The 13,533-nt window shown below is 32.6% G+C and carries 17 protein-coding genes; 16 read left to right on the top strand and 1 reads right to left on the bottom strand.

The window, feature by feature from the left end; all coding sequences use genetic code 11:
- Positions 1-2 precede the first annotated feature (2 nt).
- The 12 genes from ACLHDE_RS04440 to ACLHDE_RS04495 all read left to right on the top strand — a co-directional run bounded on the left by ACLHDE_RS04440 (position 3) and on the right by ACLHDE_RS04495 (position 9,516).
- Positions 3-1,055: a protein-glutamate methylesterase/protein-glutamine glutaminase gene (locus ACLHDE_RS04440; protein ID WP_415398001.1), complete on the top strand. Its 1,053-nt coding sequence runs from the start codon at positions 3-5 to the stop codon at positions 1,053-1,055.
- 13 nt (positions 1,056-1,068) lie between these two features.
- Positions 1,069-1,695, top strand: coding sequence for a HEAT repeat domain-containing protein (locus ACLHDE_RS04445; protein ID WP_415398002.1), 627 nt, complete (start codon positions 1,069-1,071; stop codon positions 1,693-1,695).
- Between the two features lie 2 nt (positions 1,696-1,697).
- Positions 1,698-2,528 carry a CheR family methyltransferase gene (locus ACLHDE_RS04450; protein WP_415398003.1) on the top strand — a complete coding sequence of 277 codons (831 nt, stop codon included), beginning with the start codon at positions 1,698-1,700 and terminating at the stop codon, positions 2,526-2,528.
- A 9-nt stretch (positions 2,529-2,537) separates the two neighbouring features.
- A complete protein-coding gene (locus tag ACLHDE_RS04455; RefSeq protein ID WP_415398004.1) occupies positions 2,538-2,909 on the top strand; it encodes a response regulator in 372 nt (123 codons plus the stop codon).
- Positions 2,910-2,920: 11 nt separating this feature from the next.
- Complete coding sequence (locus ACLHDE_RS04460; protein WP_415398005.1) at positions 2,921-3,313, top strand: hypothetical protein; 393 nt, start codon at positions 2,921-2,923, stop codon at positions 3,311-3,313.
- 66 nt (positions 3,314-3,379) lie between these two features.
- Positions 3,380-3,745: a response regulator gene (locus tag ACLHDE_RS04465; protein ID WP_415398006.1), complete on the top strand. Its 366-nt coding sequence runs from the start codon at positions 3,380-3,382 to the stop codon at positions 3,743-3,745.
- A 15-nt stretch (positions 3,746-3,760) separates the two neighbouring features.
- Positions 3,761-6,445, top strand: a complete 2,685-nt coding sequence (locus tag ACLHDE_RS04470) for a chemotaxis protein CheW (protein WP_415398007.1) — start codon at positions 3,761-3,763, stop codon at positions 6,443-6,445.
- 13 nt (positions 6,446-6,458) lie between these two features.
- The gene (locus ACLHDE_RS04475; protein ID WP_415398008.1) at positions 6,459-6,890 is read left to right on the top strand and encodes a chemotaxis protein CheW; all 432 of its coding nucleotides are present in this window, start codon (positions 6,459-6,461) and stop codon (positions 6,888-6,890) included.
- Positions 6,891-6,901: 11 nt separating this feature from the next.
- Positions 6,902-7,171 carry a hypothetical protein gene (locus tag ACLHDE_RS04480; RefSeq protein WP_415398009.1) on the top strand — a complete coding sequence of 90 codons (270 nt, stop codon included), beginning with the start codon at positions 6,902-6,904 and terminating at the stop codon, positions 7,169-7,171.
- Positions 7,152-7,892: a ParA family protein gene (locus ACLHDE_RS04485; RefSeq protein ID WP_415398010.1), complete on the top strand. Its 741-nt coding sequence runs from the start codon at positions 7,152-7,154 to the stop codon at positions 7,890-7,892. The genes ACLHDE_RS04480 and ACLHDE_RS04485 overlap by 20 nt, the downstream gene beginning before the upstream one ends.
- Positions 7,892-9,211, top strand: a complete 1,320-nt coding sequence (locus ACLHDE_RS04490; protein WP_415398011.1) for a response regulator — start codon at positions 7,892-7,894, stop codon at positions 9,209-9,211. The genes ACLHDE_RS04485 and ACLHDE_RS04490 overlap by 1 nt, the downstream gene beginning before the upstream one ends.
- 98 nt (positions 9,212-9,309) lie before the next feature.
- Positions 9,310-9,516: a hypothetical protein gene (locus ACLHDE_RS04495; RefSeq protein WP_415398012.1), complete on the top strand. Its 207-nt coding sequence runs from the start codon at positions 9,310-9,312 to the stop codon at positions 9,514-9,516.
- Positions 9,517-9,519: 3 nt separating this feature from the next.
- On the opposite strand, the gene kdsB is transcribed toward ACLHDE_RS04495, so the two are convergent.
- Positions 9,520-10,236, bottom strand: coding sequence for a 3-deoxy-manno-octulosonate cytidylyltransferase (gene kdsB, locus ACLHDE_RS04500; protein ID WP_415398013.1), 717 nt, complete (start codon positions 10,234-10,236; stop codon positions 9,520-9,522).
- A gap of 158 nt (positions 10,237-10,394) precedes the next feature.
- Here kdsB and ACLHDE_RS04505 point away from each other — a divergent pair, with 158 nt between their 5' ends.
- Genes ACLHDE_RS04505 through trpC form a run of 4 tightly spaced genes read left to right on the top strand, consistent with a single transcriptional unit; the run spans position 10,395 to position 13,528 of the window.
- A complete protein-coding gene (locus tag ACLHDE_RS04505; RefSeq protein WP_415398014.1) occupies positions 10,395-11,090 on the top strand; it encodes a tRNA1(Val) (adenine(37)-N6)-methyltransferase in 696 nt (231 codons plus the stop codon).
- Entirely contained in the window at positions 11,078-11,467 is a 390-nt protein-coding gene (locus tag ACLHDE_RS04510) for a YkgJ family cysteine cluster protein (protein WP_415398015.1), read from the top strand. Before ACLHDE_RS04505 ends, ACLHDE_RS04510 begins: the two co-directional genes overlap by 13 nt.
- On the top strand, positions 11,460-12,746 hold the full coding sequence (locus ACLHDE_RS04515; protein ID WP_415398016.1) for a tetratricopeptide repeat protein: 1,287 nt from the start codon (positions 11,460-11,462) through the stop codon (positions 12,744-12,746). Before ACLHDE_RS04510 ends, ACLHDE_RS04515 begins: the two co-directional genes overlap by 8 nt.
- On the top strand, positions 12,743-13,528 hold the full coding sequence (trpC, locus tag ACLHDE_RS04520; protein WP_415398017.1) for an indole-3-glycerol phosphate synthase TrpC: 786 nt from the start codon (positions 12,743-12,745) through the stop codon (positions 13,526-13,528). The genes ACLHDE_RS04515 and trpC overlap by 4 nt, the downstream gene beginning before the upstream one ends.
- Positions 13,529-13,533: the final 5 nt, after the last annotated feature.

A 13,533-nucleotide genomic window follows, 5' to 3' on the forward strand; every position in this document is an offset into this window, starting at 1 on the left:
TGGTGAAAAAGGTATTAATTGTTGATGATTCTGCACTTGTTAGAAAACAATTAACTGAAATTATATCAACGCTTGGATTTGAAATCACTATAGCTAAAAATGGTCAAGAAGCTGTAGATAAAGCGACAACAACACAGTATGATGTGATTACTATGGATATAAATATGCCGGTTATGGACGGTATAGAAGCAGTAAAGCAGATTATGGATAAACGACCAACAGCTATACTGATGGTTAGCTCATTAACTACAGAGAATGCTAGTATAACAATGGATGCACTTGACTTAGGCGCAATAGATTACATACTTAAACCTGGAACTATGAATGTTGGTAAAAATGAGAATAGAGAAGAGATACTTCAAAAAATAAAATCACTTAGTCGTATACCTAAGAGAAGGCTACAAAGGCAAGCATCTAGACCTCCGCAAAGAGAGAGAAAAAAAGTAGTACAAGAGCTTGAACAAACTACAGACTCTAGAGATATAGAGAAAGTTGTTCTGATAGGTTCTTCTACCGGTGGACCAGGACTAATAGAGCAGATTTGTTCCGCTCTTCCTGCAAATTATAAATATCCTGTTTGTATAGTTCAGCATATGCCTGAGCAGTTTACAAAAGCATTTGCTCAAAGACTTGACCGCTCATCTGCTCTAAATGTTCATGAAAGTGCTAGCAATATGGAATTGCTTCCTGGTAATATTTATGTTGCACGTGGTGGAGTTCATATGAATTTTGCTAAAAAAACTTCTGGAAAAATTGTTATAAGAGAAGATAAGGACAAAGGTGATAACTTTTTTCAACCAAGTGCTAATGATATGATGCATAGTGCGCTTAGTGTTTTTAAAGCAACTAATCTAATAGGAATTATTTTAACTGGGATAGGTGATGATGGAGCAGATGGAATGGTTGAGCTAAAAAGTGCAGGAGCATATACTTTGGGAGAGAGCGAAAACAGTGCTACTGTTTACGGTATGCCAAAAGAGGCATATGACAGAGGTGGTGTATCAGAGCAGTTAGACTTTAAAGATATTTTAAAAAAAATAGTTACGTTAAAATAGAAGGAGAAGACTTATGGCCATAGTTAAGAAACATGTTAAGCAAGAGATTGAAGATTTACCAAAATTTTCAAATCTTGAAGAAACAATAGACTATTTTGAATCCAATAATGAGTCTGATAAAAAAGATTATGCCATTGAGGAAATTGTAAAGTTTGATGGTGGTGGAAAATATCTTGTCTCTTGTATAAAAAAAGTAGAATATATTGATAAAAACTTTCTTACTAAAATAGCTTCTGTAGTAGCAAGTATGGATCCACAAGAAGCACCAATTGAAGAGATTATGGAGCTGTTAAAAGAAGAAAATGCTTATATTAGAAACTTAGGTATATCTATACTTAGGGACTTTGGTTCTGCAATTAAATATTATATTGTCAAATTTCTTATAGGTGATGACAGAGATTTGAGGATTTTTGCTATCAATGTTTTAGGTGATGTTGATTTTGCAGAGTCTAGAGATATGCTGGTTGAGCTATTAGAAGATGAAGAAGATATAAATGTTGCAATGACAGCAGTAGATTATATGGGTGAAATAGGCGAGGAAGAAGATATTGAACTCCTAGAGTCTTTAAAGGCAAGATTTAAAGACGAATCCTACGTAGAGTTTGCTGTAGATGGTGCAGTCAAGATGATTAGGGGATAACAGTGGCATATCTATTATCAACAGAAAATTTTTTAAAGATGAGTGAATATGTTTATAGAAAGAGTGGCATACACTTAGAAGAGGAAAAGCACTATGAAAAACTGGCAAAGTATATAGATAGCAGAGCATCTAAACTTGGTGTTGACAACTTTAGAAAGTACTTCTTTAAACTTCGTTTTGAAGATAAGAGTGGAGAAGAGTTTCAAGATCTTATGAATGGTATTACTGTAAATGAGACATATTTTTTTAGAGAAAAAGATCAGTTTGAAGTTTTAGTAAATAAAATCTTACCTGAGCTTCATGAGACTTTGCCAGCTTCAAAAACGCTTAGAATATTATCTTCTCCATGTTCAACAGGTGAAGAGCCGTACTCAATGATACTTCATATTGTTGAAGAAGGTAATATAGTTGAACAAAGAGATATAGAGATTGTAGGTATAGATATTGACTCTACTGTAATAGAAAAAGCAAAAAAAGCAAAATATACAGAGCGTTCGGTTCACGCTATCCCAAAAGGAATCTTGGCTAAGTGGTTTAAAAAGAACTCTCTTGGTTATGAACTTGGTGAAGATTTACAAGGAAGTGTTGATTTTCAAGTAGCCAATGTATTTGACAAAACTCAAATGAGAAATCTTGGAAAGTTTGACGTAATTTTTTCAAGAAATATGCTTATCTATTTTGATGATGCATCTCGTAAAGAGGTTGCAATGACATTTTATGATATGCTAAACCCAGGTGGATACGTTCTTTTGGGACATGCTGAATATATGAGCCGTATTGTTTCTGTCTTTAAGGCAAAAAAAATAGACAATACTTTAATTTATCAAAAATAGGAGAAAAAAATGCCATTAGTAATATTTGTAGATGATAGTGAGACGGCTTTAGCGTCAACGAGAATGGTGACTAACTCTATGCCAATAGAGGTTAAACAATATACAGAGGCTCAAGTTGCCCTAGCAGAGATTCAAGCTGGAATGACACCTGATTTAATTATTACAGACCTTAATATGCCTGTAATGAATGGTTTGGAGTTTTTAGAAGCTTTAAGAAAAGTTCCTTCAACTAGCAGAACACCATGTTTAATGCTGACAACAGAGACAAAAGCTGAGCTTAAAGAAAAAGGTAAAGCGCTGGGACTTACGGGATGGATTGTAAAACCATTTAATCCAGCTCAGCTTAAACAGGCTATAACAAGAGTTTTAAGATTAACGTAGTGGAGATTAAGATGAATATATTATCTTCAATCAAAGAATTGTTAACACATATAAAAGAGGTTGAAGAAGACACGATTAAAATGTCTCAAGACTCTATGCTTATGTTAAGCGAATTTATGGAGAAGAATTCTATTGAACTAGATGATACTGCTATGCAAGCAGTGCAGTATCAAGATATTATTTCTCAGCAGTTAACTGCAACGATTGAAGCTATTGATAGTGTTCAAAAAAGTATAGAAATTTTTGAGAATGCTTATGATTCTGATGAGAAGATAGCTAGTGATTCTATAGATAAACTTCATTCCAAGCTGTCAAAGACTTTGCAAAGAGCAAAAGATAGAAGAGATGCATTTTCAGGCAAATTAGGTCATGAAGATGAAACTGACGAGATAGAATTTTTTTAAAAGTTTAATGAGTGAATATGATTTGGACGTGTTCAGGTTATATAGATTTAATAGTAGGAGTGTATTATGGCAACTATAATGGTAGTAGATGATTCAAAAACAGTAAGAAATTATCATGGAGCTATACTTAAATCTCAAGAATTTGAGATTATAGAAGCTGAGAATGGTATGGAAGCATTAGAGAAGAGTCTAGATGCAGATATTGATATGTACCTTGTAGATGTTAATATGCCTATCATGGATGGTTACTCTTTTATAAGTGATTTACGTAAGCAAGCTAATTATAAAACTGTTCCGGTGATTATGGTTACAACTCAAGAAAAAGAAGAAGATAAAATTTCTGCTTATAAAGTTGGTGCAAATCTTTTTGAAACAAAACCAATCAAGCCAGATCTGCTTAAATCATATGTAGATATTTTAGTTAAGAGTTAGGGAGGAAAGTTTATTATGGATCCATTATTAGAACAGTTCTTAAGTGAAGCTAGAGAAAACTTATCATTTATCGAACAAAATATCGAAGATATTGGAGGGGATGACCCTGAACTTTTAAACTCAGTATTTCGTGCTGCTCACACATTAAAAGGTGGTAGCGGGATAGTTGGGTTTGATAGTGTAAGAGATATCACTCATCATGCTGAAGATTTATTAGATATGCTTAGAGATGGGCGATTGAAATTTGCTGAGGGTATGAGAGAAGCACTTTATGACGCTTTTGATGAGGTTCTAAATCTTGTTGAAGCTGCTGAAGAGAGTGAAGGTATTGTAAATGCTGATGAGGAGAGAGTCAAAGAGATTGTACTATCATTAAATGAGCAGATGGGTAAAACTTTGGAAGAAGAAGCCGGTTGGACGGTTAATTTTTCAGTTTTAGAGAACACATCCTCAGTAATCAATATGCCTCTAAATACATTAAATGGTAACTTATCACAAAAAGTCGCTTTTAAAAATGCTCAATTAGATGAAGAATTTTGTGAAAATGAGAATTTTTATGCTGTAGTATTTGATGTAGATGATTCATGTATGGTTTATGGAAATGATCCAATTTATACTCTCTCTCTTTTAGGTGATAAAGTGTTAGGTATTTGCTCTTGCATGAGTGATGAAAATGCCAAATCTGTTTTAAGTGGCACTGAAGATGCTGATGGATTACTTTTAAAAGTACAGCTAACAGCATTTATAAAAGCCAGCTTTGAAGAGATAGAAGAAGCACTGTTTAACTTTATAGAGGAACTTCAATTTTTACCATTAGACATCTCTACCCTTTTATCAGTAGATATTGGAGAAGCTGGACACCAGATAGACTCTTTAAAAGAGTTGGGTAAAATAGCCCAAAATTTAGACTTGCCAGGTATTGTTGAAGAGGTGGAACGTTCCATGGAGCTTGTGGGCACTGATACACTCCAATATGCACAACTTCAAAGGTTTTTAGATATAAGTCCTCTTATTAAGGATAGTGACACTACAAAACTTTGTGCTTTCTTTGAGAATCTTTATAAAGGTGAAGTTTATAAAGCAGAGGCAGCTGTTGTTGCAGATAGTGTTGTAGAAGATGAAGTTGTAGAGAAAGTTGAGTCAGAAGTAGAAGTCTCACAAGAAAATAGTGTAATAGAGTTAAATGAACATACATTACAGGCTATTGAAAATATAAAAAAGCAACAACTCCAAGCATTAGAATATATCCAAAATGATGATGACTTAAAACGAGTTATATCTATGATGGATAAAATTAGAAAGTTTATACCTGAGATGCCACTAGAGTTTAATACAAAAGATGAAATAAAAACTTTCTTAGAATCACAATTGGGTGCTTCTGTAATAGAAGTAGAGCAAGAGCTACAAGAGGAAGTGAAAACTCAAGAAGAGCCAGAAGTTGAAAAAGAGAAAGTTGTTCAAAAAACAGAAACTAAAAAAGCTGAGACTCAAAAAGCAGTAGTCGGTAAAACTGTTAAGATAGATCAAGAGTCTATTGATAGTCTTATGAATGTAGCAGGTGAACTTTTGGTTGCTAAAAACTCTCTTCCATATTTAGCTGATAATGTCGTTGGATTGACTCATGATGCTATTAAAAGAGAGATTATGGATAAATATATCTTTATAAATCGTCTTACCGAGCAACTTCAAGACCTTATTATGGGTATGAGAATGTTACCTATCTCTTATGTCTTTGACAGATATCCTAAACTTGTTCGTGACATCTCTAAAAAACTTGGTAAAAAGGTTAAGTTAGAGATGGAAGGCGGAGATACAAAACTAGATAAAAATATGATAGAGATGCTAGCTGATCCTATGATTCACATTATGAGAAACTCTCTTGATCATGGTGTTGAGATGCCTGATGTACGAGAACAAAAGGGTAAGAATGCAAGTGGAAATGTAACACTTAAAGCTTATGCGCAGTCAGATAAAATTATTATTGAGATAAAAGATGATGGTGCAGGAATAAATGTAGAGAGAGTTGCAGGTAAAGTTTTAGAAAAAGGTTTAATGACTCCTGAGCAGATAGATGCATTGAGTGAGGATGAAATGGCAGAGCTAGTTCTTCTCCCAGGATTGTCAACGGCGGAAGAGATTACTGAGTTTAGCGGACGTGGTGTTGGAATGGATGTTGTTAAAAGATCAATAGAAAGTTTTGGTGGTAGTATTAGTATTAGCACTAAAGCAAATCAAGGAACACTTATAACTCTAGCCATCCCTATGTCCTTAGCTGTAACATCACTGCTTCATATTCAGATGAATGATATTCATTATGGACTTCCAATGGATAGTGTAAGTGAGACAGTAAAACTGGAGCGTTCAGAGATAGAATACCTACATAATGAACCATTCGTTTACATTCGTGGAGAGGTTATTCCACTTTTGTTTATTAAATCAATGCTAAATGAAGAGGTTATGAAAAAAGAACCACTATCTATTGTTGTTCTAAATATTAAAAATAATCTATTGGCAGTAGTAGTTAATAAATTCTTAGGTCAATTAGATGTAGTTCAAAAACCCTTAGTTGGAATTATGGAAAATCATCCACTTTTTAGCGGAACGGCACTGCTTGGGAATGGACAGATAATTATGTCTATCGACCCTATAGGTCTCTTAGGTATTTCTCAAAAATTAAAAGAAGATATTGCTGTGGCATAAAAGGGGCTTAGATATGATAGATTTAATAGTTTTTAATGTTGGAAGTAGTTATTATGCTTTAAATATTGAAAATATACAGAGAATTATTCAAATAGTTGAATTAACTGAGATACCAAATGCTCATAATTTAATAGATGGAATGATGTCTTATGAAAACAATGTTGTTAAAGTTTTGAATTTCCGTAAAGTTATTGGACTTCCTCCACATGAAGATGAGAAGAAAAAAGTAGAAGACTCTTCACTGAAACTACTGTTTTATGAAAATGGTTCTTATAATTTTGCTATAAAAGTTGACTCAATAGATGATATAGTACATGTTCAAGAAGAACAAATAATGAATAGTGATGAAGAACAAAAAATAAGTGAGTTTTTAGAACTCTCAGGTGTGTTAGATTTAGATGGTGTTTTAATTAATGTTATTAAAACATTGAAAATACCGACTTAAAGGAGTCTGTTATGGCAATAACATATGAAGAAAAACGTGCGAAATTTGAATCTGTGATTTATGAAGATGAAGTTGTATCATTTAGAGATTTTTTACAGGGCACTGCTGGAGATGAAGTAAAACTTGACTTTAGCGAGTGTGAAGATATTCACTTAGCGGTACTACAACTTATAATGGCATATAAGAAAAATTATGGTGTCTCTTATGAGTTTGGTGATAGCAAAAAACTTTTTCAAATAGTTTTAGAAGGGTTTGATACTAGTGAAAACCATTGTAGTTAGTAACCGTAAAGGTGGGTCTGCAAAAACTACCACTGCAGTAAATATTGCTAGTGGCTTGGCAAAGCATGGCTCAGTTTTACTTTTAGATTTTGATACGCAAGGACATGCGTGTATTGGTGTTGGTTGTGAGCCTAGTGAAGAGGTAGGAGTGCATTCTATCTTTACAGGTCATACGCTTAGTGAGACTTTTATTCCAACAGTACATGAAAACTTAACCCTCTCTCCTGCTTTGGCTTTTTTTGATGTTTATGAATATTCAGATTTAAGAGGAGTACTTAAAAGCCGTTTTAAAAGAGAGAAAATTGCCGATTTTTTTGATTACTGTGTAATAGATACTCCTCCAACATTTGATGCACTTTTAAAAAACTCCTTAGAGGTTGCAGATGCAGTAGTCATTCCTTTTGTGCCTCATCACTTAGGTGTTGTTGCAGTGGGGCAGATGCTTCGCGCTGTATATCAGAGTGCTTCTGTATTGGGTCGTGAAATAGCGGATATCTCTATACTTCCTGTTATGTATAATCCTCATATAAATGAACATAAAGAATCACTTGCTAAAGTGAAAACATCTTTTGGTCAAGAGAAATTACTCTCTCCTATTGGAGTAGATATAAAACTGGCGAAACAGTTTGAATCAGGCTCACCGATTATTTTAGATGAAAAAAGATCTAAAGGAATGAAAGACTATAATCGGTGTGTAGAAGAGCTTTTAGAGAGGATGTGATGATAAATATATTAATAGTAGATGATAATACATATAATAGAATGATATTAAAACTTCTTCTTGAAGATTATGAAGAAAATCACAATGTAGAGTTTAATATTGATGAAGCTTGTGATGGAGTTGAAGCTGTACAGAAGTCTAAAGATAATAAGTTTAATATTATCTTTATGGATATAGTAATGCCAAATATGGATGGAATAGAAGCTACTAAAATTATAAAAGAAAGAAATTTAGAAGTAATGATTATTTCAGTTTCAGCTGTACATGACGATGAAAAACTAAGAGCTATCCTTAGTAATGGTGCAGAAGACCATTTTTATAAACCTGTTAATACTTATATCTTTAACAATAGAATGTCAAACTATATTATACTTGTAGAAGCCAGAGGACATCAGAAAAAAAATACTAATTCAATAAACCTTTTTACTGACAAGATATTCTCTAGACATACGAATTTCATTATAAAGTCAGAAGATTCAATCTCTGAGTTTTGGGAGTTCTTTCTTTTAAATGCCAGAAAGAAAAATAAGTCCCTAAATGATGTAGTTAGAACTATCTTTTCAATTTCAGAAGTACAAAGGAAGCTTTCAATAGAAAGTAGTATCTATATAGAAGAATCTGATGAATTGCAATTTTTCACGCTTACTGGAATAGATAAGTTACCTAAAAATATAGTACAGATTATCATTAAAAAAAATAAACATGATTATGAATATAAGATAGAAGATTCTAAAATATCTTTTAAACTATTTAAAATTTACACTCAAGATGAAGATATAGAGAAAGTTAGTGTTGAACCTACTATTATCCATGAAATAAAAAAAGAAGATGATATTATCGCTTCTCCTGTTGACTTTTCATCAAAAGAGTTAGTGGTTTTTGATTATATTGAGCATGATGATTTATTTGATTTAGAGGAGTATGCTACTAAACTAAATTCATTAATGATTATTGTTGGGAGTAGTGAAATTTCACAAGAAGAGGTAGCAGAAATTTGTTCTTTCTTGGAAAAAATAGCTTCTATCCTCTCTACGTATAGTGAAGTCTATATTATCTCTAAAGCACTTAATGCTCTCTCTATTGATATGTCACAATATACGGATAAGTTTATTGAAAACTCAGCAGATATGGGATCTATGTGTAAGGCATTTAGTAATGATATGTCAACATGGATTCAGATGTCATTTCATAGTGGAGCCCCAAGTGTTGACTTCATGAATGACACTATAGTAGTAAACTGTGAAACTATTAGTGGAATGCTTAAGATGGATGACAGTGCTGCTGCGGGCGATGATTTAGATGATATATTTGACTTTTAGTGAAAATTTGTAATTTTGGAGCATTTATTTTTGAAGAAAATATGTAGCCCAAGAAATTACCATAAATTAATTTTTACTACTGCTAAGAAGGAATAATAATGTATAAAGTAAAAGTAGAGAATGTTTGTAGCTGTTTTTTAAAAAGTGGATTTGCAGAGGCTCAGGAGTTTGACTCAAAAGAGAAGGCTCAAGAAGAAGCCCAATACATGATAGGAATTATGAAGTCAAACTTTTGTCAAAAACATGAGTTTACTCTTAATGAGCAGTTTGGAGATTTTACAATTTTTATAAAACCACGAACATAACTCTTATAGAAAAATTTCTATAGCTCTGGCTAAATCTTCAGGTGTATCAATACCAAAACCTGTACTTGCAACTTTAAGCATTGTAATCTTTTTCTGATGATGAATAGCTCGAAGTTGCTCTAAGCCTTCTATATCTTCTATCGGTGCATCACTAAGATTACAGAACTCTTTGAGACTTTTTTTGCTAAACCCGTAGATGCCGATATGTCCAAAATAGTTGGCTCTTCCACTTCTGTTGTATGGAATTAAAGAACGAGAGAAGTATATGGCGTTATTATCGCTATCTAGAACAACTTTAACAAGATTTGGGTCCTCTGCTGATTCTGCGTTGATAGAATTATAACAACTTCCCATAATAAATGGTTCCTCTTTTTTTTGAAGCTCCTGAAGTTTAGTGATAAGTGACTCTACAACTTCAGGCTCTATAAAAGGCTCATCTGCTTGAACATTAATAATTATCTCATTATCATCAAGGTTTAAGATGTTTGCACACTCATTTATGCGATCAGTTCCACTTTTATGAGTTGTAGATGTAAGCATTGCTTCAACACCATATTCTTTACAAATAGAGATGATTTTTTCATCATCAGCAGCTACTACAACTCTATCAATATGTGAAACTGCCTTAGCAGTTCTTACAACCATAGGCAGACCACCAATATCGGATAAAACTTTTTGAGGAAATCTAGTAGATGCCAAACGAGCTGGAATAATAATCATTTAATGCCTTTGAGATATAATAACAAAATTATATCAAAATTAATACTTTTTTAAATAAAGGCACTGGTGCCGTGGGCTTTCTGCCGAAGAAAACCTAGTGTTAACGTAAATGGTGGAATTATTTCCTTCATTTTATAGAATAAAATTAAGGATTTTATGTGCTTCTTTACCAGCCACAAGAAGGTTACTGTTATAACAGTGATTCTGTCTTTTTGTATGATTTTATAGACTCATTTAATCCAAAAGGTAAAGTTCTTGATGTTGGTGCTGGCTGTGGTGTTGTTGGACTTTTAGTCGCACGTGATAATCCAAAAGTTGAACTAGAAGCAGTTGAAAAGCAAGATGTCTTTGTGGAGTACGCTACTATTAATGCAAGAGTTAATAAGATAGAATATAAAATACACAAAAATGATTTTGTTGATTTAGATGAAAACATAAAATACGACTATATAATTTCTAACCCTCCTTTTTACCATGAACAAGTTTCAGTAAGTAAGAATGAAATGTTATTTAATGCAAGGTATAATATCAACTTACCTTTAAAAACATTTTTTAAGAAGGTCTCAAGGCTGTTAAAACCTAGATCTCATTTTATTTTTTGTTACGATGCATCTCAGTTTGCTCTTATATGTGCAGAACTAGATCGGGTGAAGTTAAGAGTAGTGGATGCTCAGTTTGTGCATCCAAAAGCAGATAGAGGAGCCTCATTAGTAATGTTGCATGTTAGAAATGGCTCATCATCTCTTATGAAAGTTCGTAAACCACTCATTAGCTTTAATGGCAGTGAGTTTTCTCAAGATGCAGCTCGCATCTATAAAAAAGCTTCAACGCAGAGTATAAAATGTCATCTGTAGTTAAAAAAGATGGCTTTAGTTATGCTTTTGACGCGTCGGCATGTGCTACTTGTGAAGGTAGATGCTGTAGTGGTGATAGCGGTTATATATACGTAAATAAAAATGAAATAGAATCAATTAGTAAATTATTAGATTTAGATATTAGAGATTTTGTAAATGAATATCTTTTTAAAAAAGGGTATAAGTATTCTATCAAAGAGATAAAGTATAATAACTCACATGAATGTATATTTTACGATAGAGAAATTAATGGCTGTAGGATTTATGAAGCTCGTCCTTCTCAATGTATAACTTTTCCATTTTGGGATTATTATAAAGAGAAAGTAGATGAGTTAAAGCAAGAGTGCCCAGGAATAATAGGAAGTGATAATGATTAAAATATTTTTATCTCTGTTTTTAATACTACTTTTTAGTGGATGTGTTTCTAAAACAGAGTCTTTAAAACCAAATGAAAAAGCTTTTGCGCAAGAAGATACTTATATACTTTTTGCTCTAAGAGCCCAAGAGTTAAAAGATTATGACTCAGCTTCAAGCATATTTAACACTTTGTATGAAAAATCAGCTAAAAATGAGTACCTATATAAATCATTACAAAATGACCTAGCGGCAAATAAAAATGCTGATGTTGTCTCTAAAGTAAATCGTGAGACTGATGGTAAAATCGAAGACTTTAAACTAATTAGATTAAAAATAGTTGCTTTAATAGGTGATCAAAAGTATGAAGAGGCTAGAGTTTTATCAATAAAATTAGTTGAGAAGTCAAAAGATGTAAATGATTATGTTTTAGTTAGTGAAATATATGTAAAACAGAAAAAATATGACACAGCTCTTAAGTACTTAGAGAGTGCTTATACTAAAGATTATAATGAAAAAATACTAGATAGAATGTCAATAATCTTATATGTTAATTTACAAAGAAATAAAGAAGCTATTGCTCAACTAGAAACTCATGCTAGAATGCATGGTTGCTCACAAATTATTTGCACAAGGCTAATTGGCTTTTATTCAAATGAAAACAATATCGATGGTCTTTTATCTGTATATTTAAGAATGTATGAGCTAGAAAAAAGTGATGATATTTCAAAAAAAATAGTTCAGATTTATGCTTATAAAAAGGAATATATTAAGCTTATGAGCTTCTTGCAAAAGAGTGGAAGTGATGATGAACTTCTTTTTCAAGTCTATATAAATGCTAAAAAATATAAACAAGCTTCAAAGCTAGCTAAAGAGTTATATCATGAAACAGGTGATATTAATTATTTGGGTCAGAGTGCAATTTTTGAATATGAAAGCCATAAAAATAAAGCTGATAAGAAGATGCAAGACTCTGTAATCAAGAATTTAAAAAAAGTAGTTAACATAGAAAAAAAACCATTATATTTAAACTATCTTGGTTATCTCCTCATAGATCATTCTATAGACATTAAAGGTGGTATGGGTTACATAAGAGAAGCATTGATAATAGAACCTAATTCTGCTTTTTATCTTGATTCTTTAGCTTGGGGATACTATAAACTCGGCAAGTGTGAAAAAGCTTATAAGATTATTTCAAAAGCAAAAAAATTAGAAGGCGGAGATGATCCTGAAGTTTTAAAACATCTTAAGACCATAAAAAAATGTAAAAATAAAAAAGTTAAGGATAAGAAGAAAAAATGATTTTAGACGACATTATAAAAAAGACTAAAGAAGATCTAGTAAAAAGGGAAAAAGAGTTTTCTATGGATTGGCTTGGTAAATCACTTGCGTTTAATGCAAGAGTTCCAAGAGATGTGTTCCCTTATTTAAAAGCGACAGAGGAAGATCCATATAGAATTATTTCAGAGGTTAAAAAAGCTTCTCCATCTAAAGGTGTTATTCGTGAGAATTTTGATCCCTTAGAGATTGCTCAGGCTTATGAGAGAGGAGGTGCTAGTGCTATTTCTATACTTACCGAACCTCACTTTTTTCAGGGTTCACTAGATTACCTTGGTGGAATCAGAAGATATGTCGGAATTCCTCTTTTAAGAAAAGATTTTATTGTTTCAAAATATCAGATTTTAGAGGCTATGGTTCATGGTGCTGATTTTATTCTTTTAATAGCTGCAGCACTTAGCAAAAAAGAGTTAAAAGAGCTTTTAGCATACACTAGACATCTTGGAATGGAAGCCTTAGTTGAGGTTCATGATAAGTCGGATTTAGTTAAAGCTATCTATGCGGGTATTGATATTATAGGAATTAACCACAGAAATTTACAAACATTTGAGATGAATATGAATCTATCTTATGATTTGATTCCTATGATTCCAAATGGTAAAATAATTGTTGCGGAGAGCGGCATCTATGAGCATGGGCAGTTGGAAGATTTAAGTAAGGCCGGTGTAGATGCTTTTCTTGTAGGTGAGTCTTTAATGCGTCAAGATGATGAAGAGGAAGCTCTAAGAAAGTTAAAAAACGGGTAGAAAAT

The sequence above is a fragment of the Sulfurimonas iocasae genome (assembly GCF_047716755.1).
Classification (GTDB): Bacteria; Campylobacterota; Campylobacteria; order Campylobacterales; family Sulfurimonadaceae; genus Sulfurimonas.

What these genes read in the sequence shown, in the direction of transcription:
- kdsB (WP_415398013.1), bottom strand. Translation starts at nt 10,236, where the DNA reads ATGATTATTATTCCAGCTCGTTTGGCATCTACTAGATTTCCTCAAAAA.
- ACLHDE_RS04480 (WP_415398009.1), top strand. Translation starts at nt 6,902, where the DNA reads ATGGCAATAACATATGAAGAAAAACGTGCGAAATTTGAATCTGTGATT.
- ACLHDE_RS04490 (WP_415398011.1), top strand. Translation starts at nt 7,892, where the DNA reads ATGATAAATATATTAATAGTAGATGATAATACATATAATAGAATGATA.
- ACLHDE_RS04495 (WP_415398012.1), top strand. Translation starts at nt 9,310, where the DNA reads ATGTATAAAGTAAAAGTAGAGAATGTTTGTAGCTGTTTTTTAAAAAGT.
- ACLHDE_RS04465 (WP_415398006.1), top strand. Translation starts at nt 3,380, where the DNA reads ATGGCAACTATAATGGTAGTAGATGATTCAAAAACAGTAAGAAATTAT.
- ACLHDE_RS04445 (WP_415398002.1), top strand. Translation starts at nt 1,069, where the DNA reads ATGGCCATAGTTAAGAAACATGTTAAGCAAGAGATTGAAGATTTACCA.
- ACLHDE_RS04460 (WP_415398005.1), top strand. Translation starts at nt 2,921, where the DNA reads ATGAATATATTATCTTCAATCAAAGAATTGTTAACACATATAAAAGAG.
- trpC (WP_415398017.1), top strand. Translation starts at nt 12,743, where the DNA reads ATGATTTTAGACGACATTATAAAAAAGACTAAAGAAGATCTAGTAAAA.
- ACLHDE_RS04455 (WP_415398004.1), top strand. Translation starts at nt 2,538, where the DNA reads ATGCCATTAGTAATATTTGTAGATGATAGTGAGACGGCTTTAGCGTCA.
- ACLHDE_RS04510 (WP_415398015.1), top strand. Translation starts at nt 11,078, where the DNA reads ATGTCATCTGTAGTTAAAAAAGATGGCTTTAGTTATGCTTTTGACGCG.
- ACLHDE_RS04475 (WP_415398008.1), top strand. Translation starts at nt 6,459, where the DNA reads ATGATAGATTTAATAGTTTTTAATGTTGGAAGTAGTTATTATGCTTTA.
- ACLHDE_RS04470 (WP_415398007.1), top strand. Translation starts at nt 3,761, where the DNA reads ATGGATCCATTATTAGAACAGTTCTTAAGTGAAGCTAGAGAAAACTTA.
- ACLHDE_RS04515 (WP_415398016.1), top strand. Translation starts at nt 11,460, where the DNA reads ATGATTAAAATATTTTTATCTCTGTTTTTAATACTACTTTTTAGTGGA.